Source organism: Aminobacter carboxidus (assembly GCF_014863355.1).
Lineage (GTDB): Bacteria > Pseudomonadota > Alphaproteobacteria > Rhizobiales > Rhizobiaceae > Aminobacter > Aminobacter carboxidus.
This window is the reverse complement of sequence record NZ_JACZEP010000002.1, coordinates 382,037-404,183: the sequence shown is the minus strand read 5'-3', so window position 1 is coordinate 404,183 and position 22,147 is coordinate 382,037. Positions and strand designations below refer to the sequence as shown.

The window sequence follows — 22,147 nt, the reverse complement described above, 5'->3', positions numbered from 1 at the left end:
GAGTCAAGGCGGGTAGCCTAGCCGTAAAGGACGCCGCCATGGTCACGCGCGAATCTGACGACAACAAATCGACGCAGCTCGACGTGCTGGTCGCCGGCGCCGGCTATGTCGGCCTCGCCACCGCCGTGTCGATCAAGCAGGCGCGGCCCAACCTGCACATCGCCATCGTCGACGCGGCCCCGGCCGAGGCCTGGCGCAAGGATGGCCGCGCCTCGGCGATTGCGGCCGCCGCCTGCCGCATGCTCGACCAGCTCGGCTGCTGGGCCGAGATCGCGCCCGAAGCGCAGGCGATCAACGACATGATCATCACCGATTCTAAGAGCGCCGATCCTGTCCGCCCCGTCTTCTTGACCTTTGACGGCGAACTCGAAGCGGGCGAACCCTTTGCCCACATGGTCGAAAACAAGCTGCTCAACGGAGCCTTGCGCCGCCGTGCCACCGAGCTCGGCATCGACATCATCGAAGGCGTCGCCGTCCAGGCCTTCGAGGCCGGCATCGCCGGTGCCAAGGTCCACCTCGCCGACGGCATCAGCATCGACACCCGCCTGCTCATCGCTGCCGACGGCGTCAACTCGAAGCTGCGCGACATGGCCGGCATCAAGACGGTGCGCTGGGAATACGGCCAGTCCGGCATCGTTTGCACCGTGGTGCACGAGCGCCCGCATGAGGGACGCGCCGAGGAACACTTCCTGCCTGCCGGTCCCTTTGCCACCTTGCCGCTCAAGCCGACCAGGGATGGCGTCAACCGCTCCTCCATCGTCTGGACCGAACGCACCGAAGATGCCAACAAGCTGGTGTCGGGCGACCCCTTCGTCTTCGAGATCGAGCTCGAACAGCGCTTCGGCCTCAAGCTCGGCGAGATCCGCGTCGAGGGCAAGCCGCGCGCCTGGCCGCTCGGCCTGACACTGGCGCGTGCCTTCGTCGCGCCGCGCTTCGCGCTTGCCGGCGACGCCGCCCACGGCATCCATCCGATCGCCGGCCAGGGCCTCAATCTCGGCTTCAAGGATGCGGCAGCGCTTGCCGAAACCATCGTCGAGGCCGACCGGCTCGGCCAGGACATCGGCGCGCTCGACGTGCTCGAACGCTACGAACAATGGCGCCGTTTCGACACCGTGCGCATGGGCATCACCACCGATGTGCTCAACCGGCTGTTTTCCAACGACATCGCCCCGATCCGTGCCATCCGCGACATCGGTCTCGGCCTCGTCGACCGCGTGCCCCGCCTCAAGGATTACTTCATCCGCCAGGCCTCGGGCCTGACAGGCGAAACCCCGCGTCTGCTCAAGGGCGACGCGATCTAGCCCCGGACCTGAGCTAGGCCAGCCGCCACACTGGCTGGCGCAGCACCATCTTGCGCCGCTCCGGCGCCGTCCGGCTCCGGTCATCGATGTCCGCCCCAAAAGGCAAACCGAACGCCCAGAGTGGAAAGGTCACTTCGCTCCTTCAGGAGCCTGGAATGTCGTAGATCGGCCGCACCTCGACCTTGCCCATAGCCGCCAGCGGAATGTGCGACGCGATCTCCAGCGCCTCTTCCTCGCTCTCCGCTTGGATCATGACGAAGCCGATCAGATGCTCCTTGGTCTCGGCGAACGGCCCGTCAGTCACCAACCCCTTGCCGGAGCGACGCATCACGGTCCTCGCCGTATTCACCGACTGCAGCGCCTCGGCCACGATCAGCTTGCCCTTGGCTTCAAGCTGCCTGTCATAGGCCAGCGAGTCGGCATCGAGCTTCTCCTTCTGCTCGGGCGACAGCGTCCCGAACACACCTTCTTCGAGGTAGACCAGGCAGACATATTTCACCGATGCTCTCCTTGGTTGGACCGTGCACGCCTCAAGGACGTCCGTCGCGACGACAAGCAGACATTTCCGCAAGAGACTTTTTTCGCATGGCGCGGCTTTCCTGGCGACGGGACGCTGGCAGGCGCGCGAGGCAGCGCTATAGTCTCACCCGGTTGCCGCACCTGGCCCCGTCAGAAATCATGGAGAACGTCATGAACCACAGCGCCAACGCCGTCTGGAAAGGCAATCTGAAGGAAGGTTCGGGCACGCTCAATACCCAGAGCGGCGCGATCAAAGACCAGCCCTACTCGTTCAAGGCGCGCTTCGAGGACGAAACCGGCAAGTCCGGCACCAATCCCGAAGAGCTGATCGCCGCGGCGCATGCCGGCTGCTTTGCCATGCAGCTGTCGCACTTCCTCGCCGAGAACGGCACGCCAGCCGACAAGCTCGACGCCAAGGCAGTCGTGACGCTCATTCCCGGCACCGGCATCACCGAGAGCGCGCTGACGCTCGTCGGCACCGTGCCCGGCATCGACAATGCCAAGTTCCAGGAACTCGCCGCCAAGGCCAAGGAAGGATGCCCGGTGTCCAAGGCGCTCGGCGCGATCAAGGTCTCGCTGACCGCCAGCCTCGCCTGACCAAGACTCGGCAGGGCGCCGGGCGCACATCGGCCCAAGGGACGCGTGCGCCCCTTTGGAAAGCACGATGCGTCACCCGGCGCCGTCGCCGCTTCAGGCAGCCAGCCCTTCGGCGCGCACCTCGGATGGGGTTGCGTCGAAGCGTCGGCGAAACACCCTGTTGAAATAGGACAGGTCGTTGAACCCGGCTTCATAGGCGATTTCGGTGATGCTGCGTTGCGCCCACGAGGGATCAGCCAGCATGCGGTGCGCCCGCTTCAGCTTCTGGCCGAGCGCGAACTCGGTGAATGACAATCCCTCGCTCTCAAACAGCTTCCTGACATAGCGCGGCGACAGCTTGTGCTCGGCGGCGATCGCCTCGGCCGACAATCCGCGCAGGTCGCCCCGCCCTGCGATATCAGACTTGATCGCCGCCAGCCTGGCGGCGCGCAAGCCGCGCCCCAACGCCACCTGCTCGGCATCGCGTTCGGCCCCCAGCGTCAGCGCCGTCAGGTCGAGCAGATGGCTTGCCACCATGCGCGCCATATTGCCCGGCAGCGGCTCGTCCAGCTTCTGCAGCGCCGTCGCGTAGGTGATCAAAAGCTGCATCGGGCCGTGGCTGATCGGAATCGGCCGCATCATCATCCTGGAGACGTCGCCAAGCAGCGGCTGCAGGGCCTTCCTGTCGAATCGCAGATTCACATAGGTGAAGCCGGGGCGCGTGACGTTGGCGCCGACCCGTCCACCGGGCACGAACATCGCGCAGCCGGGACGGATGCTTTCCTCCTGGCTGCCGACCTGCATATGGCTGCCACCTGACAGCGCCGCCAGCAGGATCACGTCGTCATTGTCGATCATCTCCTTGGCAATGCCGACCCTGATCGGCGAGGCCGTGCCGGTGGCGATGCCCACGCCAGGCAGCAGCCGCACTCGCATGTCCATATGGATGGGCGAATCGCCCACCGGATCGAGATCGGCATTGAGGATGGTGCGGCCATAGACCTCACGCAGCACGGCAAGCCGTTCCTGCGCTGGAAGGTCGTCTGTCAGCACGCGAAAGGAGGCGTTCTGCCCGTCAGGATTCGTCATTGGCCTACTCAACAATACACAACCAAGGCGGGCAGGCGCTCTTTCTATTTCGCGCAGATGAATAGGTCAAGCCGTACCGCCAAGACCCGAAGAAGGGGCCGCGCAGTCCAAGAACGGCATCGCCCGCCCGTCTAGTTTGCGCTCGCGAATCGAAGTGGTCAGTCCAGCAAACGAGGTAACGGACATGTACCGCCTGCAGTTCTGGAAGACGTTCACCGCACTTGTCGCGGCCGGCTTCAACCCGCGTGCCTTCCTCGCCCCGATGGCGCTCGGTGGCAAGCTTCCCGAACCGGCTGAGCCCCGCCAGCCGAAAGAGACCAGGGAATCGGAGGCCTGATCCGACAAAGCAGGCCTTGAAGCGCCGGCGTCTATCGCCGTCGGCCGACGGAGTCTGGCTGCACGGAATGCCAGGGCAGTGGCATTCCAACCAGTCGGCAGGCCGGGCGCGTGGGGGGCAGACCCGCGTCCGGCCACCTTTCGCGCGTCGGTTTTGCGTTTGTTGCGCGGCAAAGCGGGCGGGCGCAATGCGCGGTCGCGGCGCGCCCCGTCTTCGAAACCAAAAATCGCTGAAAATGTTTAGCTTCCGAGGGGACCAGCGCACCCGGGAGGAACCCTCATGCTGAACGTCCTTGAACCGCGCAACCAGAAGCTTGCCGGTGCGACCACACTCGAAATCACCGACATCACCGCAGACGTTGTCAATCTCGACGGCTTCGACAAACACGAGCAGGTCTGGCTCGGCCGCGACACGGCGCGCGGGCTGACCGCCATCGTCTCGATCCACACCACCGTGCTCGGCCCCGCTCTCGGCGGCACCCGCATCTGGCCGCACAAGAGCTTCGAGGCCAGCGTCATCGACGCGCTACGCCTGTCGCGCGGCATGACCTTCAAGTCGGCCATCGCCGGCTTGCCGCTCGGCGGCGGCAAGGCGGTCATCATCGCCGATGCCAAGACCGAAAAAACGCCCGCCATGCTCGAGGCCTATGCCGAGATGCTCAATACGCTGCAGGGACAGTACATCACCGCCGAGGACGTCGGCATGACGCTCGCCGACGCCGACTTCCTCGCCGGGCGCGCGCCCAATGTCAGCGGCACCACCAAGGGCGGCAGCGGCAACCCCTCGCCCTTCACCGCCGAAGGCACCTTCGTCGGCCTCAAGGCGGCACTGCGCCACCGCACCGGCAGCGACGATCTCGCCGGCATCCGCGTCGCCGTCCAGGGCCTCGGCTCGGTCGGCTGGTCGCTGTGCCAGAAGTTCCACGCCGAGGGTGCCGTGCTGACCGTCTGCGATCTCGATGCTATCAGGACCACCCGCGCCGCTGCGCAGTTCGCTGCCACCGTCGTCGAAGGCAATGCAATCATTTCAGCCGACGTCGACATCTTCGCGCCCTGCGCGCTGGGCGGCATGCTGTCGACCGACACCATTCCGTTGCTCAAGGCAAAGATCGTCGCCGGTGCCGCCAACAACCAGCTGGCGACAGCCGAGGACGGTCAGCGCCTTGTCGAGCGCGGCATCCTCTACGCCCCCGACTACGTCATCAACGCCGGCGGCGTCATCAACGTCGCGGCTGAAATGGCTGATGGCGGCTACGATGTCGCAACCGTAACCCCACGGGTCGCTCGCATCGCCGACACGCTGAAGGCGATCTTCGAGCGCGCCGACCGCGAAGGCCGCACCACCGATGCGGTTGCCGAGGCGATGGCGCGTGAGATCGTCGAAGCGGCAAGGAAGTAGCCGTTCAGCTCCCTCCTCCCCGTTCACGCGGAGGCGGTGTCGGCAGGCTAGGGGCCGCACTACCCTCTGCGAACAACACCCCAATCAAAACGGCCCGGCTGCTTCCGCAACCGGGCCGTTTTTCATTCCGACGATCACCAAGTCGCACGACCTTCGACAGGTCTCCGGCGGCACCGCCGCCCGTCTTTCAGAGCTCTCCATTCCGACCGTGATGCGAAGGGTTCATGCCAGCGGCGAAAAGCACGCGAGTCCCCTCTGCCATCATATATCTTGATTATAAAGATATTAGATGATAGAGACAATCTTCTGCTCCCCTTCAGAGGCTTCTGCCATGCTCTCATTTCCGCTCATCTTCACCGGCCTAACCGCCGCGCTCGCCTTGATGTCCATCGGCGGCGGCCTCTATGAATTCTCGGTCGTCGACCCGGTCTGGCCCGAACGCCGCGACCTGATCCAGCCGGATCTCGGCGGCCTGTCGCGCCGCCGCTTCTGGATCCCGGCGCATACCGCCTTCGAGATCGCCCTGATCGTCACGCTGGTTGCCTGCTGGTCGATCCCCGATGCGCGCTTGTGGCTGATCATCGCACTCGCCGCGCACCTCGTGATGCGTGTCTGGTCGGCTTTCGATTTCATCCCCAAGGCGCTTGCCTTCGAAAGGCTGACGTCCACGGCGATGGATCAGGACGCCGCCCGGCGCTGGGCGCAGCGCAGCAGGCTGCGCCTGCCGCTCGATCTGGTCGTTGGCTTGTCGATGCTGTTGGCTTTCGCCACCGTCATCCGGTCGCTATGAGTAGCGGATGCAAAACGACGCGTCCTCCCACCACGACCTCATCGCCGCGCTCGACCGCGAGATGCGGCGGATGGGCGCGCAGAACATCGTCACCAGCCAGACGGTGGCCGATCGCTTCGGCCTGCACACCACCGATCTCGAATGTCTTGATCTGCTGTTCATGCGCAAGGCCGCGACTCCCGGCGAACTCGCTGCCGCCACCGGGCTGAGCTCAGGCGCGATGACCGCCCTGCTCGACCGGCTCGAACGCGCCGGCTACGTCGAACGCCAGGCCGATCCAGGCGACCGGCGCCGCGTGCTGCTGCACATCAAGGCGGAGGCGATCAAGCCGATCGAAGCGGTGTACGGGCCGATGCAGGCGCGCATGCAGCAGCTGTGGGCGGGCTACAGCCAAGCCGAGCTTGCCACCATCGTCGATTTTCTCAAGCGCAGCACCGACCTCGCGGTCGCTTGCGTCGAAGACATGCGCCAGGATGCGACGGCCCCGAAGCGCGGGCGGCGCAAGGGCTAGAGTCTACGCATTAAGAAAAAAGCCGGGCATGCATCCGGCATTGCTGGCGCGAGGCGTTGGCCCCACTTGCACCAGAAGGCATAGACTACCCACCGACTGCGTCGAGCCGCGCCTTGAGTGCTGCCACTTCCTCTTCCAGAAGCCGGACGCGCTCCTCGAGTTCCGAAACGGCGGGGGTGGTGGCGCTCGGCGCTCGGCTTGGGGTGAGTGCTGCAGCATCGACATCTCCCGCCAAAAGATGCGCGAAACGATCCTCGCGCTGGCCGGGTGCGCGGCCGATCTCCTTGACCAGCGCCGGCCGGCGGCCGATCAGCATGTCGAGTTCGCCACGCAGGGCGTCAGCATCGGCGAAATTCGCCATGCGTTCGGTGCGGGCGAGCAGTTCGTAGACTGTCTGCGGTCCGCGCAGCAGCAGCATGCCGATCAGTGTGCTCTGGTTGCGCGTCAGCGAGAATTTCTGCGCCATCTGATGTTCGTAACGCTCGACGCGCGAGGCGAATTGCTGGCGCGCCAGCCCCTTTGCCTGCAACGTGCCGAGCGCCCGGGCGATGTCGGCGACCTCAAGCGCCATGACCGGCTCGCGCGACGTCTTCTGATTGGCGGCGGCGACCAGCGCATTCGATGTCATCGGATAGACATCGGGCGTCAGTTCCTTCTTCTCGATCAGGCAGCCGAGCACACGCGCTTCGACCGGGGTGAGATGGGGAAGGTCCGTGTCCGTCATGTCAGCTATTACCTCAGACCAGGCGCTCGACCGTCATCTTGTTGATCTCGGCTGCCGCAACACCGCAAGCGCAGCCAAAAACCGATCACCAAGCTAAACCCGGCGCTCCACCATCATCTTCTTGATCTCGGCGATCGCCTTGGCCGGGTTCAGACCCTTCGGGCAGGTCTGGGCGCAGTTCATGATCGTGTGGCAGCGATAGAGCCGGAACGGATCTTCGAGATTGTCGAGGCGTTCGCCCTTGGCTTCGTCGCGGCTGTCGATCAGCCAGCGATAGGCCTGCAGCAGCGTTGCCGGACCGAGATAGCGGTCGCCGTTCCACCAGTAGCTCGGGCACGAGGTCGAGCAGCAGGCGCACAGGATGCATTCATAGAGGCCGTCGAGCTTCTGGCGATCCTCGTGGCTCTGCAGCCACTCCTTCGCCGGCTCCGGCGACACCGTCTTCAGCCATGGCTCGATCGAACGGTGCTGGGCGTAGAAGTTGGTGAGGTCGGGCACCAGGTCCTTGACGACGGGCATGTGCGGCAGCGGGTAGATCTTCACCGCGCCCGAAATGTCGTCGCAGCCCTTGGTGCAGGCCAGCGTGTTCGAGCCGTCGATGTTCATCGCGCACGAGCCGCAGATGCCTTCGCGGCAGGAGCGGCGCAGCGTCAGCGTCGGGTCGATCTTGTTCTTGATGTAGAGCAGCGCGTCCAGCACCATCGGGCCGCAATCGTCGACGTCGACGAAATAGGTATCGATGCTCGGGTTCTCGCCATCGTCCGGCGACCAGCGGTAGATCCGGTACTCGCGCAGGTTGGTGGCACCTTCCGGCTTCGGCCAGGTCTTGCCTTGCTTGATCTGCGAGTTCTTGGGGAGTGTTAGTTCGACCACGATCGGTTCCTCACAGCTTGGCGCGCAGTTCCTTGCGGATGACGAGCTTGAGCCCGCTCCACACGGTGTCCACGGCACAGACCTTTACGTCCACCAGCCCTTTAGGCAGCACGACGTCGCGAATGACATCCTCGGTGATGTCGGTGGCGATCTTCGACGCCTTCTTGGGCCAGGAGATCCAGACAGCGCCGTCGGGCGCGATCATCTTCTTGAATGTCTCGACATGGGCTTCGAGATCGGCGCGCTTGCCGGTGAAGGCATGAACGATGTCATGTTTCTCGCCCGCCGCACCAAGTTCTGCCCAGTTGGTCAGCGCCGTCGCCGCGAAGTCGCGCGCCGTAGCCAGGCCGCCGAGATCATCCGGCAGGTTCACGAACACCACGCTCTGGCCGTCCTTGAGGCCGAGCTTGGCCGCCAGCGGAACAGCCGAATATCCGGCATCTGGCAAGGTCGCGGCCATCATGCTGCCGCTCCTGTCGCCTGCCGGCGCATCTGCTGGCCAACGTCAGCCGGCGACCACGGCGCGGTGTAGACCTTGAGCAGCGACAGCGGCGAACCGTGCACGGCATTGAGCCATAGCTTGATCCTGAGCGTGCCGCGCACCAGGCCCTGCTGCAGGAAATGGAACGGGTCGCGCCGCTTGACGTGGCGGTGCGGCGTGCGCAGCTCGCCCATCGTCGTGTCGGCGCCGGCCTGAACGATCAGCCACGGCGAGGTGTGCATCACGTCGCAGCCATGCAGGCCCGGATTGGAAATGAAGTCGTCTACCGGCACGGCAAGCTTGCCGGCCCTGGCGAGCAGCTTTTCAGCTGCCTTGCGCGTCACCAGATAGCCGGCGCCGCCGGAAGACGGGCGCAGCGAGCGGACAAGCTTAGCGCGTCCAAGATCAGCCACCGGCACAGACAGTCTGCCGCCGCTCCGCACAAGCCCTTCCATCTTGACGATGTCGAAGGCGATGCCACTGGCAAGCAGCCGCCGCATCGTCTCGGCAAAGCCGTCGAGCGGCACGGCGTCGTCTTCCAGGATCACCGCATGATCATGGCCCGATGCCAAAAACGCCTTCAACGCCAGCATGTGGCTGGCAAAGCAGGCTTCCTCGACGAGCGCGAACATGCGGTGGCGCAGCGGGTTCCAGCCGATGCCGTTGGGCGGCATGGACAATTCCTGGCCGCGCACGGCAAGCACGTCATCGGCCTTGCGCACATCGACAGCGGTGACGCGTTCGAGTGGCCACGGCATCGCGCCGAACAGCCGCTGGATTTCGGCCCAGCGATGCGGCGAACGGTCGAGATTGATGGCGAAGAAGCCGAGTTCGCTCATTGCCCGCACCTCAGACAATGACAGGCGCGCGCGCAAGCCTGGAAGGCCGTTGCCGGCCCTCCAGCTTGCCAGACACTGCGCCATGCCTCGACCATGGCTAGTACACCCGTGCCTTCGGTGCGATCTTGGCCAGGGAGATGCCGCCGTCTTCTTCCTTGAGCAGCGGCTCGGTGTGAACAGGACGATAGGTCAGCGTCACCTCGCCATCCTCGGCGACATGGGCCAGCGTGTGCTGGCGCCAATTGACGTCGTCGCGGGCCGAGAAGTCCTCGCGGGCATGCGCGCCGCGGCTTTCCTTGCGCGCTTCGGCACCGTAGACGGTGGCGATCGCGTTCGACATCAGGTTTTCGAGCTCCAGCGTCTCCACCAGGTCCGAATTCCAGATCATCGATCGGTCGAAGACCTTGATGTCCTTCATCTCGCCCCAGATCTTGGAGATGCGCTTGCAGCCCTGCTCCAGCGATTCCTGGGTGCGGAACACGGCTGCGTCTTCCTGCATCGCCTTCTGCATCGTTTCACGCAGCACCGCCGTCGGCGTGCCGCCATTGGCGTGCCGCAGGCGGTCGAAGCGGTCCATGATCTTTTCGACCGATGCCGCGTTCGGAGCCGGGATCGGCGCGTTGCGGTCGACAACTTCGCCGGCGCGGATGGCGGCGGCACGGCCGAACACCACCAGGTCGATCAGCGAGTTGGAGCCGAGACGGTTGGCGCCATGCACCGAGGCGCAGCCGGCTTCGCCAACGGCCATCAGGCCGGGCGACACGCGGTCTGGATTGCCCTTGGTCGGGTTCAGCACTTCGCCCCAGTAGTTGGTCGGGATGCCGCCCATGTTGTAGTGGACCGTCGGCAGCACCGGGATCGGCTCGCGGGTCACGTCGACGCCGGCGAAGATCTTCGCCGATTCCGAAATACCAGGCAGCCGCTCATGCAGCACCGCCGGATCGAGATGGTCGAGATGCAGGAAGATGTGGTCCTTGTTCTTGCCGACGCCGCGACCGTCGCGGATTTCCAGCGTCATGCAGCGCGAAACCACGTCGCGCGAAGCCAGGTCCTTGGCCGACGGGGCGTAGCGCTCCATGAAGCGCTCACCCTCGGAGTTGACGAGATAGCCGCCTTCGCCGCGTGCTCCTTCGGTGATCAGGCAGCCCGAACCGTAGATGCCTGTCGGGTGGAACTGCACGAACTCCATGTCCTGCAAGGGCAGGCCGGCGCGCGAGGCCATGCCGCCGCCGTCGCCGGTGCAGGTATGGGCCGAGGTCGCCGAGAAATAGGCGCGGCCATAGCCGCCGGTCGCCAGCACCACCATCTTCGCCGAGAAGCGGTGGATGGTGCCGTCGTCGAGGTTCCAGGCAACGACACCGGTGCAGGTACCATCCGGCTCCATGATCAGGTCGAGCGCAAAGTACTCGATGAAGAATTGCGCATTGTGCTTCAGCGACTGGCCGTACAGCGTGTGCAGGATGGCGTGGCCGGTGCGGTCGGCGGCAGCGCAGGTGCGCTGCACGGGCGGGCCGTCGCCATAGTTCATCATGTGGCCGCCGAACGGGCGTTGGTAAATCTTGCCTTCCTCGGTACGCGAGAACGGCACGCCGTAGTGCTCGAGCTCATAGACGGCGGCAGGCGCTTCACGCACCAGATACTCCATCGCGTCGACATCGCCGAGCCAGTCAGAGCCCTTGACGGTGTCGTACATGTGCCACTGCCACGAGTCCGGGCCCATGTTCTGTAGCGATGCGGCAATGCCGCCCTGTGCCGCGACCGTGTGCGAGCGGGTCGGGAACACCTTGGTGATGCAGGCCGTCTTCAGCCCTTGCTCGGCCATGCCGAGCGTGGCGCGCAGGCCAGCACCGCCGGCGCCGACAACGACGACGTCGAACTTGTGATCGACATAAGTATAGGCGGAAGCTCCGCTGGTCTTGCCGTCCTTGGCCACCGTTTCAGCCTCCAAATGCAAGTTTGAGCAGGGCGAAGAGCGAGGCGACGCCGACAGCTACGGTAAAGAATGTATTGAACATGATGAGCGTCACCTTGAGCAGCTCGCCATGGACGTAGTCCTCGATCACGACCTGCATGCCCAGGCGCATGTGATAGAGGCCCGAGACCAGTACCAGCGCCAGCACCAGCGAAACCAGCGGGTTGGCGAGCGAGGCGCGCACGGCCGCAAAATCGGCACCGTTGAGGGCGATCAAAAAGCCGACGAAAAACAGCATCAGCGGGATGTTGGCGACGGCGGTCAGGCGCTGGCGCCAGAAATGCTCGGTGCCCTCGCGGGCCGAACCCAGGCCGCGGACCTTGCCGAGTGCCGTGCGCATGTCGTTGTTCGAGCCGCTCATCTTATGCTCCCCGCACCATGTAGCCGACGATCCAGATCGCCGCCGTCAGCACCACCGAAGCGATGAGCGTCGCCCAGGCGAATTTCGAGGCGGTCTGCTTTTCGAGCGCCGCACCCGTATCCCAGACCAGGTGACGAAGGCCGCCAAGCATGTGCAGCATCAGTGCCCACGTGTAGCCGAGCAGGACGAGCTGGCCGATCCAGCTGCCGAACACCCAGCTGACGAATTCGAAATAATGCTCGGAGGTCGCCGCCGCGATCAGCCACCAGGCAACCAGCAGCGTGCCGAAATACAGCGCGCAGCCGGTGATGCGGTGCAGGATCGAGGTCGTCATCGTCACCGGCGGACGATAGATGGTCAGGTGCGGCGACAGGGGCCGCGCACGCGATGTGGCTTGGGTTGCTTGTGATTTGCTCATGGCTCCCCCGGTCTGCATCCGAGCGTGGCTATCTTTGAATACGGCGCCGCCGCACCGTTTTTGCGACGTCGGAACTGCGCGCTTTCTAAAGCTCTTTTTGCACCGCGTCAAAGTCGGAAAACCGTTCTGGCGCACCTATTTAGTCGCATCACGGCTTCAATCGATTGAACAAATGCCGCCACTACCCCAGTGGGTGAGTCGTCTCGAAACATGCCTGCGGAACAGGCAATGACGGCATCCCCCATTGGGACGATATCAGGCTACCCGTTCGTTGACGCGGGCAAGGCTGCCGACGCGCCTGGCAACGAAAAATTAACCATGTTTGTTAATCTTTTCCGCGCAAACAGGCGCCAAGCCTTAACAAAGATTAAGAAACCGTTAATCTCCCGTTTCGATCGAACAGGGAGATTTGTCCGATGCGCTCCACACTGGCTTTGACCGCGGCTGCGTCTCTGATGCTTGCCGCCGGCATGGCGCTCACCTCTCCGGCGGCGGCCGGCGGCAGCCATGATCGCGTCTATGCCGATTCTTTCGGCAACCTGATCGTCGAAAGCACCACCGGCTACAAGCGCATCATCGTTGGCGAAGGCGCATCGGCCCGCAAGCTTGCCGCCTACACCGGCTCGACCGGGCCGAAGGTCATCTATCTCGACGGACCGGACCGCAAGGCAACGCACTGCTACCGTCCGCCCATGCTGCTCAAGGGCCGCAGCTACATGTATGGCTTCTCCGAAGGCGAGATTCCACAGCCCGGGCTGGTTTGCCGCTAAGCCTCGGCATCGTCGCGGCTACCTGCTCGTTGGCTTGATGCCGAATGGCACGACGGTCGAATCCGCAAACAGCTGCACAGTTCCCCACACCCGGACGCAGTCGCGCCCATCCTTCTTGGCCTCGTAGAGGGCAGAGTCGGCCCGCACCATCAGCTGGTCGATGCTTTCGCCGGCAACCAGCTCGGCAACGCCGAAGCTTGCGGTGAAGCGGCAATCGGCCGGCAGGCCATCGATCGGCATGCCGGAGAATGCCGAGCGCGCGCCTTCCGCGAACAGCCGCGCCGACGCCAGATGCGCGCCCGGCAGGATGATGGCGAATTCCTCGCCGCCGATTCGGCCGGCAACGTGATGCCCGGCCATCGATTCGCGGATGAAGCGGGCGAAGGATTCGATGACACGATCGCCCGACGCGTGGCCGTAGCTGTCGTTGATCGACTTGAAATGATCCAGGTCGGAGATGACGAGCGTGATCGGCAGCCCCTGACGTACCGCGTCGCGCATCGCGCTGGCCGCCCGGCGCTGGAAACCGCCACGGTTGAGCAGGCCCGACAGCGCGTCGGTTTCCGACTTCTGCGTCGCGTCGAGCAGGATGTCGCGCACCAAGATCACCAGCAGCATCAGCGCGATCGACAGCGCGAACACCGTGCCAAGCGCCTGCGAGATCATTGCATAGGTGCTCTGGAGATAATGATGCGGGTCGGAGCCCGGACCACCGACGGCAAGCGCTAGATAAGGCTTTGAGAAGAACTGCAGCGCGCTCGCCAAAAGCACGCCCGCCAGCACGTAGTCGAACTGGCTGAGCTGCCGGCGCGAACGCAGGATTGTCGCCGCGCCGACCGCCTGCGCGATGGCATAGGGCGTCTGGTAGGTCATCATGCGCAGCAGTGAATCGCGTGGAAAGCTCTGCGTGGCAAAGACGGCGATCGTTGTCAGGACGAGGAACGCCGCCATTATCCGCCACGCCGGCTGCGCCTCGTAGCGGCTGGCCAGTCCAATGTTCATGATCAGCAGCGTTACCAGGAAGGCGACGAAATTGGCGGTGACGATGAACCGCGTGTCCGCAAACATCGGGATCGCGAATTCGGTGCCGATATAGACAATTCCGGTGAGATAGCAGAGCGCGAACCAGCGCGCCGGGATGCGCCGCTCGTCATAAAGCGCAATCGACATGAAAGCGCCGGCCAGGAGGCCGGCAACGAACACGTTGATCGCAAGAATGAACTCCGCACCAGACATCGTCGACCGCAGTCTCCTTCGCGCGGATGACACCACAAGCCGGCGAAAAAGACGTTAACGCGAGGCACGAAATGCGGGCGATCCCCAGCACCTGAAACGACAAAGGCGGCGGAGCAGTTGCTCCGCCGCCTTGTCTTTTTCCATCGCCGGCATGCCGGCCCGCTGTCAGTGCCAGTCGCGAATGTCGACGAAATGCCCGGCGATCGCCGCAGCGGCGGCCATGGCCGGCGACACCAGATGGGTGCGGCCCTTGAAGCCCTGGCGGCCTTCGAAGTTGCGGTTCGAGGTCGAGGCGCAGCGCTCATGCGGCTTGAGGCGATCGTCGTTCATCGCCAGGCACATCGAGCAGCCCGGCTCGCGCCAGTCGAAGCCGGCGGCAACGAAGATCTTGTCGAGGCCTTCGGCTTCCGCCTGTTCCTTGACCAGGCCCGAGCCCGGCACGATCATCGCACTGACGGTCGAGGCGACCTTGCGGCCCTCGACGACCTTGGCAACGGCGCGCAGGTCTTCGATACGGCCGTTGGTGCATGAGCCGATGAACACGCGATCGACCGGAATGTCGGTGATCTTGGTGCCGGCGGTCAGGCCCATATAGTCGAGCGCGCGCTTCTTGGAGTTGCGCTTGTTCTCGTCCTCGATGATCTCGGCGTCCGGCACCACGCCGGTGATGGCGACGACGTCCTCGGGCGACGAGCCCCAGGTGACGATCGGCGGCAGCTTGGCCGCGTCGAGCACGATCACCTTGTCGAAATGCGCGCCGTCGTCGGTGTGCAGCGTCTTCCAGTATGCGAGCGCCATGTCGAAGGCCTCGCCCTTGGGTGCGCGCGGCTTGTCCTTGACGTAGGCATAGGTCTTCTCGTCGGGCGCGATCAGGCCGGCGCGGGCACCGCCTTCGATCGACATGTTACAGACCGTCATGCGGCCTTCCATCGACAGTGCGCGGATCGCCTCGCCGGCATATTCGATGACGTAGCCGGTGCCGCCGGCGGTGCCGATCTCGCCGATGATGGCAAGCACGATGTCCTTGGCCGTGACGCCATCCGGCAGCTGGCCGTCGACACGCACCAGCATGTTCTTGGCCTTCTTTTGGATTAGCGTCTGGGTCGCCAGCACATGCTCCACTTCCGAGGTGCCGATGCCATGCGCCAATGCACCGAAAGCACCGTGCGTCGAGGTGTGGCTGTCGCCGCAGACAATCGTCATGCCCGGCAGCGTGAAGCCCTGCTCGGGGCCGACGATGTGGACGATGCCCTGGCGCTTGTCGTTTTCGGAGTAGTACTCGACGCCGAAGTCGGCCGAGTTCTTGGCCAGCGCTTCGACCTGAATACGGCTTTCCTCGTTCTTGATGCCGTTCTTGCGGTCCGGCGAGGTCGGCACGTTGTGGTCGACGACGGCCAGCGTCCTTTCGGGGTGGCGTACGGTACGGCCGGTCATGCGCAGGCCTTCGAAGGCCTGCGGGCTGGTCACTTCGTGCACCAGGTGGCGGTCGATGTAGAGCAGGCAGGTGCCGTCGTCCTGGCGGTCGACGACGTGGTCGTCAAAGATCTTGTCGTAGAGGGTGCGCGGTGCGCTCATGGCTTTGGATCCGTCGATATGAACAAGGGGAAGGCTGAGGGGCGCGCCGCAGGCCCGTCGGCTCGGCGCAAACGACTAGATGAGTCGGCTGGTCAGCGCGCCTGAAATCCGGGCAAAGAAACGCGACGGCAGGCGCTTATGGTCCTGCAGCACGAAACCCTTGTAGGCCGGATCTCCAAAGAGTTCTTCCATAAGCGGCTCAATACCAATCTTTTGACGTTCCGGCAATCGCAAGCTCACAAGCTGCTACGCCGTGCGTGACAGCGCCGGGGCTGCCGCGCGCAGCCTGTGCCTGTCGGCCCAGCGCGCAATGGCGGCCGCAATCGCCTCGGGTTGGTCCTCAGGCGCCGCATGCCGTGCCGGGCCGCAGCTCTCGATCTCGAGGCTGGCGATGTTCTTAGCGCACCAGGCAACCATCTCGGGCCCGATCATCAGCGTCTCTGCCGATCCCTCGAAGGTCAGCAACAGCTTGGGCACGTCGCCGCTCACGGCCAGCCAGCGGTCATAGGCCGTAATCCGGGCAATGACGTCAGCCGGTTCGCCCTCGATCGGCATGGCGCGCGGCCAGGCGAGCAGTGGCCGGCGGCTTTCGCGCGTCGGATAAGGCTTGCGGTAGACGTCAAGATCCCTGTCGCTCAGCCCGTTGAGCACCGTGGCGCGCAGGGCGAACTCGATGAAGAAGTTCTCGTCCAGAACCTTGGTCTCGCCAGTTCCCGCCCCGCGCAGCGCCTCGTAGCGCGGCCTGGCACCGCCAGGGAAATCGGCCCATGTCATCGGCCGCACGATAGTTTCCATCACCGCGATCCCACGCACGCGTCCGGGATGGCGCGCCGCCCAGTCGAAGGCCAGCGCTCCGCCCCAGTCGTGGCCGACAAGCACCACTTCCCCCAGCCCCATCGCTTCGAACCAGGCGTCGAGATAGCGGGCGTGTTCGTCGAACGTGTAGGCGATGTCGGGTTTGCCCGAATTGCCCATGCCGATCAGGTCGGGCGCAAGGCAGCGAGCGCCGTCGCCGATGCCGGGCAGCACGTTGCGCCACAGATAAGACGAGGTCGGATTGCCATGCAGGAACACGAACGGGACGCCATGGCCAACGGCCACATAGGAGATGCTGGAGTTGAGTACGCTGATTTCGGGCATCTGGCTTTCCTTTACACCAAGTAGTAAGGTACCTGTCTAATATCAATTAGTCAGGCACCTGTCTATCTTGAAAGATACGATCCCGGAAAATCCGCCGCTCGGCCTATTGTTGCGCCTTGTCCACCAGCATTGGACGCAAGCTGTCGACAATAAACTTGATGCCGCCGGATTCGGCGACATCCGCCCGCCGCACGCCAACGTATTCACCTTCACTCCGCCCGAAGGCATCCAGGTCAGCGAGCTCACAAAGCTCGCCCATGTGCGCAAGCAGACAATGACCCAGGCGGTCGAGGAGCTGGAGAAGCTAGGCTATGTCGAGCGCCGGCCCGATCCCAACGACCGTCGCGGCCGCCTGGTCTTCCTCACCGAACGCGGCAAGGCCGTGCGGCCGATCGCTTCCGCCGCCGGGCGCAAGGTCGACGCGCGCTGGGCCGAGCTCACCAGCCCGGAGGAAATGGAAACGCTGCGCCAGGCACTCAAGCTGCTGTTCGAAAAGGTGCGGGACGACGTACCGACCCGCCTGGGCGGCGAAGCCCAAGGCTGACTAGCCCGCCTTGCCCCTGGCCGGCTTGCGCGCCCCGGGCTTTTCGTCGCGCTTGTCCTCGCTCAGGTCGAACTTGACCTCGAACCTGTGCAGCAGGCCGAGCACGCAAAGCGCAAGCAAGGTGACGAAGGCGGCGATCTGCCAGAGGCCGAGCCCGGCGGCAAGGCCGATGGCGCCCGCCAGCCACATGCCGGCCCCCGTCGTCAGTCCCTGCACCTCGCCTTTGCTGAAAAACACCACACCGGCAGCGAGGAAAGCGACGCCTGCGGTCACCGCTTCGACCACGCGGATAGGATCGACCTTGGCGCCGTCCTTCAGCACCTCGGGTCCGAACATCGGCGCATGCACGATCTCGATGGTCAGCAGCGCGAAGGTCGCCGCCGCCACGCAGACCAGGATGTGCGTCCTCAAGCCCGCCGGCCGGTTGCGCCATTCACGCTCAAAGCCGATGGCCGCGCCGAAGGCGGCCGCCAGCAACATGCGCGCGACGATGACGGGAAACGAGGTGTAGGTCGTATGGCCGAATTCCTCGACGAGTTGTTCCATGGGGCCCTCATTCTGGTTCGGCCCCCAACGCGCCATGGCAAGGCTGGTTCCCCTGCGCGGCCTGCAAAGCGCGCCGAAACGCCCCCCGCCTGCCTCAGAACGGCTTGACGATCGCCAGCCCGACAATGCCGAGCAACAGCAGGCAAACGAGCCAATGCAGCTTCAGCACGATGGCTGCCGGCTTGGCCAGCCTCGCGCCGGCGAGCTGCCGCAACTGGCCAGACAGCACGCCGTGCAGGCCCGACATCGCCACAACGAGCGCCAGCTTGGCGTGCAGCCAGGCATCGCCGAAATAGCCAAGGTCATAGGCGAGATAGAGTCCCAGCGCCCACACAGCCATCATCGCCGGAGTCGCCAGCGCCGAGAAACCGACCCGCAGTTGCGCCGCCTGCCGTGAATCGATGCCACCGTCTGCCGCCATCCGCGACAATGCCAGCGGCACGAAGATCATGCCCGACAGCCAGACCACCATCGCCACGACATGCAGGGACTTGATGACGAGATAGCTCATTGGGCGGCTGCCTCGTTCGCCACCCTGGCGGCCAGGTAGCGATCGTTGATGAAGGTGCCGAAAGGCACGAGGCAGGCAAGGCCGGTGCGTAGCATCTCCTTGGGCGACCAGCCGCCGCCGGAGAAATTGTCGACCAGGCAAACGACGTAGAAGACGAAGGCGAGGCCGTGGACCGGCCCGGCCGCGGTGACGATCGCGGGATAGCCGACCAGATGTTTCATCGGCACGGCGAACAGCACAAGGAAGATCAGGGTGCTTCCTTCGAACAGGCCCGCGAGACGCAGGCGGGAGAGTGGATTGGCGAGGGTCTTGCGAATGGTTTCCATGGCGCGAGATTTGTCCGAGCCATCGCCGCCCGCAATCGTCCATCCGGTCGCAGAGGCCGAATGACGCGCGACATATCAGACAACCCTGAATATATACGCCTTGACCAGCACATCCGGCTCGGCCACCGCAAAGGCCCGGAAAGTGGGGCTTTCCTCGATCGCCCGCCATTTGCCCTCGGCTTCTAGCGCGGCAAACTTCCCGCGGAACCCGCCTGTTTCCAGCACCACGTCGCGCACGGTGAAGATGACGAAGCCACCCGGCTGCGTGATCCGCACCAACTCGTCGAGGCTGGACGCCGGTGCATGGCCCGCGGTGAACACGCCCGTCGAGAAGACGGCGGCGAAATGCCCATCGACCCACGGCAGCGGCCCGCCCAGAGCGGCCTGCGTCAGCGCCTTGTAGCCGCCCCGCGCCCGCGCCAGGTCGAGCATCTCCTCGGAAAGATCGAGCCCTTCGATGTCGCCATAGCCCAACGCCTGCAGATACGGCCCCGACAGCCCGGTGCCGCAGCCGGCGTCGAGCAGCGGCCCTTCGCCTTTTGGCACATGGCGTGCCACCCACGCCGCGATCGCGAAGGGCAGGCAGTAGCCGAGGGCTGCCGTCTCGGTGTCATAGCCATTCGCCCAGGCCGCATAGGCAGCTGTCAGTTCCGTCTCCGTCGCTGCCGCATAGACCATGTCGAGCGCGGTCTTGTCGGCATCTCCGGTCATGGCGTGAAATCCCTCCGCATCCGCCGCTCCAGTGCCCTCAGGCTGAGCGACAGCCCGACGGTCAGCAGCAGGTAGACATAGGCTACGATGGAATAGGTTTCAAAAAAACGGAACGAGCCCGAGGCATAGACCTTGGCCATCTGGGTGATGTCGGCGACGCCAAGCACCGATACCAGTGAAGAATCCTTCACCATGGCGATGAAGTCGTTGCCATAGGGCGGCAGGATGGTCCTGAACGCCTGCGGCCAGACGATCAGCCGGAAGCGCTGGGTGCGCGAAAGCCCGAGCGCCTTCGCCGCCTCGATCTGGCCGACATCAACAGCCTGGATGCCGGCGCGGAAGATCTCGGCGATGAAGGACGAATAGGCGATCGTCAGCGCGAAGATCGCCCGCCACAACAGCGAGAAGTCGCGCACCTGCATCGGCTCGACCAGCCCGGCCGACTGCAGCGGGATGGTCAGCCAGTTCCATGCCGCGACGAAGGCCGGCGCGCCGACGAAGGCGATCCAGAACAGCAGCACCAGGATCGGCAGCCCGCGGATGATCTCGACATAGAAGCGCGAGACCTGACGCAGCACCTTGGAGTTGGACAGGCCGAGCAGGGCGATGAACAGACCCAGCGCCGACGCCATGGCAAAAGCGACGATGGTGACGAAAAGCGTCACCCAAAGCCCTTTGACCAGCGTCGACAGAATCTGGCCGTAGACGTCGCTGGCCGCGATCGTCACCGCCGAAACGACCCCGATCGCCACGGTGGCCACCAGCCACCATGGAAAGTCGTCCTTCTTGCTCCGGTACCGGCTCATGCCGCGTCCTGCCGCGGCCCGGCGAAGGAATGTGGCAGCGTTTCGAACTGGTCGAGAAGGGCGACGACCCGGCGGCCGGCCGCCGTCAGCGAATAGACAACGCCGCGCGGGAAGGCGGCGGTAGCATTGCGTTCGACAAGTCCGCGCAGCAACAGACCGTCCAGCCGCTCCGACAGCACCTTGGCGGTGATGCCGGGCAGCCGTGCCATCAGGTCGCCATGCCGCCTCGCCCCCACCGACAGCTGCCACAGCACAAGCGCATTCCAGCGGTGCCCGAGAAAGGAAAGCCAATCCTCGACCGGGCACACCTCCGGCCGCCGTGGCATCGGCACCTCGCGCTCGCTGGTCGCGGTCATCTCTGCACTCATTCCAGGTACCCGTTTGGATAGTTCTGAGACGGCATGTTTTGGTCGCCGAAACAGGAGAAAGCCAATGTCATTGAAAGTCTACCGGCCTGCCGACATGAACGAAACCTTTGCCGCCATCCGCAACAGCGGCGACGTCGGGGCTCTGCTGGCGCTGTTTGAGGAAGATGCCTGCCTGCTGGTCGATGCCAGCGGTTCCGGCTTTGCCGGCAAGGCCGCGATCGCAGGGGAGCTTGAAAGGCTCGCGCGCATGCCGGGCACGATGACGTCGACAAACACCTTCTGCGTCGAGCATGGTGACCTTGCGCTGCTGCGCGCCGATTTTGCAATCGTCAATGAGGAAGGCTTTACCCTCTATTCCGGCTCCACAGCCGAGATCGTGCGCAGGCAGACAGACGGCACGTGGCTCTATGTCATCGACCACGCCGGCGCCAGCCGCTACGGCACCTAGCCTGCAGCTTGCCGTCTCCGCTGCGGGGCGGAGACGGCAGCGCAATCACTGGCCCATCTTGTAGTCGAGGAACCACTTCTTGTTCAGCGCATCGAAGGTGCCGTCCGCCTTCAGCGCCGCGATTGCCTGGTTGATCGGGGCGACGAGGTCGGAACCCTTCTTGAAGATGAAGCCGAAATCCTCGCTGCCCAGCGGCTGGCCCACCACCTTGAGCTTGCCTTCCGAGGCATCGACATAGCCCTGGGCCGCGACGCTGTCGGTCAGCACCAGGTCGACGTCGCCGGCCTTGAGCGCCTGCACGGTGGCGCCGAAGGTCTCGAACAGTTTGATGCGCGGGTTCTGCTCGTTGCCATCGAGGATCTCGTAGACGGCGGTGTAGAACGGCGAGGTGCCCGGCTGCGCCGCGATCAGGCCGTCCTCGAGGGCGCCGAAGCTCTTGGCGTCGGTGAAGCGGGCCTCGTCGGCACGCACCAGCATGAACTGCTGCGAACGCATGTAGGGATCGGAGAAGTCGACCTTCTCCTTGCGCTCGTCCTTGATGGTGATGCCGGTCATGCCGACCTGGTACTGGCCGTCCGATACCGCCTGGATCATCGCGTCCCAGCTGGTGTTCTGGTACTCGATCTTGAAGTTCAGCCGCTTGGCGATCTCGTCCATGGCGTCATATTCCCAGCCGATCTGTTTGCCGGTCTTGGGGTCGATGAACTGCAGCGGCGGATAGGCGTTCTCGGTCACCACGACGACCGATTTGCCGCCGAGGTCCGGCAGGGTCTGGGCCATGACGGCAAAGGGCAGAAGCACGACGGCCAGCGCGCCGGCCAGCGACAGTTTGAAATTCGACATGATGCGTTCCCCGAAAACACAAGACCGGCGGCGCCGGTCGATTTGCGCCAGACTTTAGCCGTCCCAAGCCTGCTTGCAAGCATGGACGATGCGCTGGCACAGCTGAATGCACTGTATCTGTTTCGCTTTAAGCG

General features: G+C 64.5%; 28 protein-coding genes. 9 read left to right on the top strand and 19 right to left on the bottom strand.

Features of this window, described 5'->3' with window-relative positions; translation table 11 throughout:
- Positions 1-38: 38 nt before the first annotated feature.
- Complete coding sequence (locus IHE39_RS09615; RefSeq protein WP_192566317.1) at positions 39-1,301, top strand: ubiquinone biosynthesis hydroxylase; 1,263 nt, start codon at positions 39-41, stop codon at positions 1,299-1,301.
- Positions 1,302-1,443: 142 nt separating this feature from the next.
- Here the strand turns inward: IHE39_RS09615 and IHE39_RS09610 are convergent, their stop codons facing one another.
- Positions 1,444-1,800, bottom strand: coding sequence for a YciI family protein (locus IHE39_RS09610; protein ID WP_184768194.1), 357 nt, complete (start codon positions 1,798-1,800; stop codon positions 1,444-1,446).
- Positions 1,801-1,991: 191 nt separating this feature from the next.
- On the opposite strand from IHE39_RS09610, the gene IHE39_RS09605 reads away from it, so the two are divergent.
- Positions 1,992-2,417, top strand: coding sequence for an OsmC family protein (locus IHE39_RS09605; RefSeq protein WP_184768195.1), 426 nt, complete (start codon positions 1,992-1,994; stop codon positions 2,415-2,417).
- A gap of 93 nt (positions 2,418-2,510) precedes the next feature.
- On the opposite strand, the gene IHE39_RS09600 is transcribed toward IHE39_RS09605, so the two are convergent.
- Entirely contained in the window at positions 2,511-3,485 is a 975-nt protein-coding gene (locus IHE39_RS09600; RefSeq protein WP_192566316.1) for an AraC family transcriptional regulator, read from the bottom strand.
- 184 nt (positions 3,486-3,669) lie between these two features.
- Between IHE39_RS09600 and IHE39_RS09595 the strand changes: the two genes are divergently transcribed.
- The 4 genes from IHE39_RS09595 (at position 3,670) to IHE39_RS09580 (ending at position 6,521) form a co-directional block, all read left to right on the top strand.
- Positions 3,670-3,822 (top strand): hypothetical protein, encoded by a 153-nt coding sequence (locus IHE39_RS09595; protein WP_192566315.1) that lies wholly within the window; start codon positions 3,670-3,672, stop codon positions 3,820-3,822.
- A gap of 279 nt (positions 3,823-4,101) precedes the next feature.
- On the top strand, positions 4,102-5,220 hold the full coding sequence (locus tag IHE39_RS09590; protein ID WP_192566314.1) for a Glu/Leu/Phe/Val family dehydrogenase: 1,119 nt from the start codon (positions 4,102-4,104) through the stop codon (positions 5,218-5,220).
- 331 nt (positions 5,221-5,551) lie between these two features.
- Complete coding sequence (locus IHE39_RS09585; protein ID WP_192566313.1) at positions 5,552-6,010, top strand: hypothetical protein; 459 nt, start codon at positions 5,552-5,554, stop codon at positions 6,008-6,010.
- A gap of 7 nt (positions 6,011-6,017) precedes the next feature.
- Positions 6,018-6,521 carry a MarR family winged helix-turn-helix transcriptional regulator gene (locus IHE39_RS09580; RefSeq protein WP_192566312.1) on the top strand — a complete coding sequence of 168 codons (504 nt, stop codon included), beginning with the start codon at positions 6,018-6,020 and terminating at the stop codon, positions 6,519-6,521.
- 85 nt (positions 6,522-6,606) lie between these two features.
- On the opposite strand, the gene IHE39_RS09575 is transcribed toward IHE39_RS09580, so the two are convergent.
- The 7 genes from IHE39_RS09575 to sdhC form a co-directional block, all read right to left on the bottom strand.
- The gene (locus IHE39_RS09575; RefSeq protein ID WP_192566311.1) at positions 6,607-7,245 is read right to left on the bottom strand and encodes a YceH family protein; all 639 of its coding nucleotides are present in this window, start codon (positions 7,243-7,245) and stop codon (positions 6,607-6,609) included.
- Between the two features lie 93 nt (positions 7,246-7,338).
- Entirely contained in the window at positions 7,339-8,118 is a 780-nt protein-coding gene (locus IHE39_RS09570; RefSeq protein WP_184768200.1) for a succinate dehydrogenase iron-sulfur subunit, read from the bottom strand.
- Positions 8,119-8,128: 10 nt separating this feature from the next.
- Positions 8,129-8,578, bottom strand: a complete 450-nt coding sequence (locus tag IHE39_RS09565) for a DUF3052 family protein (RefSeq protein WP_192566595.1) — start codon at positions 8,576-8,578, stop codon at positions 8,129-8,131.
- A complete protein-coding gene (locus tag IHE39_RS09560; protein WP_192566310.1) occupies positions 8,578-9,438 on the bottom strand; it encodes a glycosyltransferase family 25 protein in 861 nt (286 codons plus the stop codon). The genes IHE39_RS09565 and IHE39_RS09560 overlap by 1 nt, the downstream gene beginning before the upstream one ends.
- 97 nt (positions 9,439-9,535) lie before the next feature.
- Entirely contained in the window at positions 9,536-11,371 is a 1,836-nt protein-coding gene (gene sdhA / locus IHE39_RS09555; RefSeq protein WP_192566309.1) for a succinate dehydrogenase flavoprotein subunit, read from the bottom strand.
- 4 nt (positions 11,372-11,375) lie between these two features.
- Positions 11,376-11,771 carry a succinate dehydrogenase, hydrophobic membrane anchor protein gene (gene sdhD, locus IHE39_RS09550; RefSeq protein ID WP_192566308.1) on the bottom strand — a complete coding sequence of 132 codons (396 nt, stop codon included), beginning with the start codon at positions 11,769-11,771 and terminating at the stop codon, positions 11,376-11,378.
- 1 nt (position 11,772) lies between these two features.
- A complete protein-coding gene (gene sdhC / locus IHE39_RS09545) occupies positions 11,773-12,189 on the bottom strand; it encodes a succinate dehydrogenase, cytochrome b556 subunit (protein ID WP_184768204.1) in 417 nt (138 codons plus the stop codon).
- Positions 12,190-12,605: 416 nt separating this feature from the next.
- Here sdhC and IHE39_RS09540 point away from each other — a divergent pair, with 416 nt between their 5' ends.
- On the top strand, positions 12,606-12,959 hold the full coding sequence (locus IHE39_RS09540) for a hypothetical protein (protein WP_184768205.1): 354 nt from the start codon (positions 12,606-12,608) through the stop codon (positions 12,957-12,959).
- A gap of 18 nt (positions 12,960-12,977) precedes the next feature.
- Here the strand turns inward: IHE39_RS09540 and IHE39_RS09535 are convergent, their stop codons facing one another.
- From IHE39_RS09535 to IHE39_RS09525, 3 genes are all read right to left on the bottom strand, one after another.
- Positions 12,978-14,195 (bottom strand): GGDEF domain-containing protein, encoded by a 1,218-nt coding sequence (locus tag IHE39_RS09535; RefSeq protein ID WP_184768206.1) that lies wholly within the window; start codon positions 14,193-14,195, stop codon positions 12,978-12,980.
- Positions 14,196-14,360: 165 nt separating this feature from the next.
- Entirely contained in the window at positions 14,361-15,770 is a 1,410-nt protein-coding gene (gene leuC / locus IHE39_RS09530) for a 3-isopropylmalate dehydratase large subunit (protein ID WP_192566307.1), read from the bottom strand.
- A 246-nt stretch (positions 15,771-16,016) separates the two neighbouring features.
- The gene (locus IHE39_RS09525) at positions 16,017-16,910 is read right to left on the bottom strand and encodes a haloalkane dehalogenase (RefSeq protein ID WP_192566306.1); all 894 of its coding nucleotides are present in this window, start codon (positions 16,908-16,910) and stop codon (positions 16,017-16,019) included.
- 67 nt (positions 16,911-16,977) lie between these two features.
- Between IHE39_RS09525 and IHE39_RS09520 the strand changes: the two genes are divergently transcribed.
- On the top strand, positions 16,978-17,454 hold the full coding sequence (locus tag IHE39_RS09520; RefSeq protein ID WP_210327529.1) for a MarR family winged helix-turn-helix transcriptional regulator: 477 nt from the start codon (positions 16,978-16,980) through the stop codon (positions 17,452-17,454).
- Here IHE39_RS09520 and IHE39_RS09515 read toward each other — a convergent pair whose 3' ends face one another.
- The 6 genes from IHE39_RS09515 to IHE39_RS09490 form a co-directional block, all read right to left on the bottom strand.
- Positions 17,455-18,000: an MgtC/SapB family protein gene (locus tag IHE39_RS09515; RefSeq protein WP_192566305.1), complete on the bottom strand. Its 546-nt coding sequence runs from the start codon at positions 17,998-18,000 to the stop codon at positions 17,455-17,457.
- Positions 18,001-18,094: 94 nt separating this feature from the next.
- On the bottom strand, positions 18,095-18,511 hold the full coding sequence (locus IHE39_RS09510) for a CopD family protein (protein WP_192566304.1): 417 nt from the start codon (positions 18,509-18,511) through the stop codon (positions 18,095-18,097).
- Positions 18,508-18,837 carry a DUF3817 domain-containing protein gene (locus tag IHE39_RS09505; protein ID WP_192566303.1) on the bottom strand — a complete coding sequence of 110 codons (330 nt, stop codon included), beginning with the start codon at positions 18,835-18,837 and terminating at the stop codon, positions 18,508-18,510. Before IHE39_RS09505 ends, IHE39_RS09510 begins: the two co-directional genes overlap by 4 nt.
- 75 nt (positions 18,838-18,912) lie before the next feature.
- Positions 18,913-19,548, bottom strand: a complete 636-nt coding sequence (locus IHE39_RS09500; protein WP_192566302.1) for a class I SAM-dependent DNA methyltransferase — start codon at positions 19,546-19,548, stop codon at positions 18,913-18,915.
- A complete protein-coding gene (locus tag IHE39_RS09495) occupies positions 19,545-20,354 on the bottom strand; it encodes an amino acid ABC transporter permease (protein WP_192566301.1) in 810 nt (269 codons plus the stop codon). Before IHE39_RS09495 ends, IHE39_RS09500 begins: the two co-directional genes overlap by 4 nt.
- Complete coding sequence (locus tag IHE39_RS09490; RefSeq protein ID WP_246485439.1) at positions 20,351-20,710, bottom strand: winged helix-turn-helix transcriptional regulator; 360 nt, start codon at positions 20,708-20,710, stop codon at positions 20,351-20,353. Before IHE39_RS09490 ends, IHE39_RS09495 begins: the two co-directional genes overlap by 4 nt.
- Positions 20,711-20,786: 76 nt before the next feature.
- Here IHE39_RS09490 and IHE39_RS09485 point away from each other — a divergent pair, with 76 nt between their 5' ends.
- Positions 20,787-21,170 carry a YybH family protein gene (locus IHE39_RS09485; RefSeq protein WP_246485438.1) on the top strand — a complete coding sequence of 128 codons (384 nt, stop codon included), beginning with the start codon at positions 20,787-20,789 and terminating at the stop codon, positions 21,168-21,170.
- A 45-nt stretch (positions 21,171-21,215) separates the two neighbouring features.
- Here IHE39_RS09485 and IHE39_RS09480 read toward each other — a convergent pair whose 3' ends face one another.
- The gene (locus IHE39_RS09480) at positions 21,216-22,013 is read right to left on the bottom strand and encodes a basic amino acid ABC transporter substrate-binding protein (RefSeq protein ID WP_192566299.1); all 798 of its coding nucleotides are present in this window, start codon (positions 22,011-22,013) and stop codon (positions 21,216-21,218) included.
- Between the last annotated feature and the right edge of the window lie 134 nt (positions 22,014-22,147).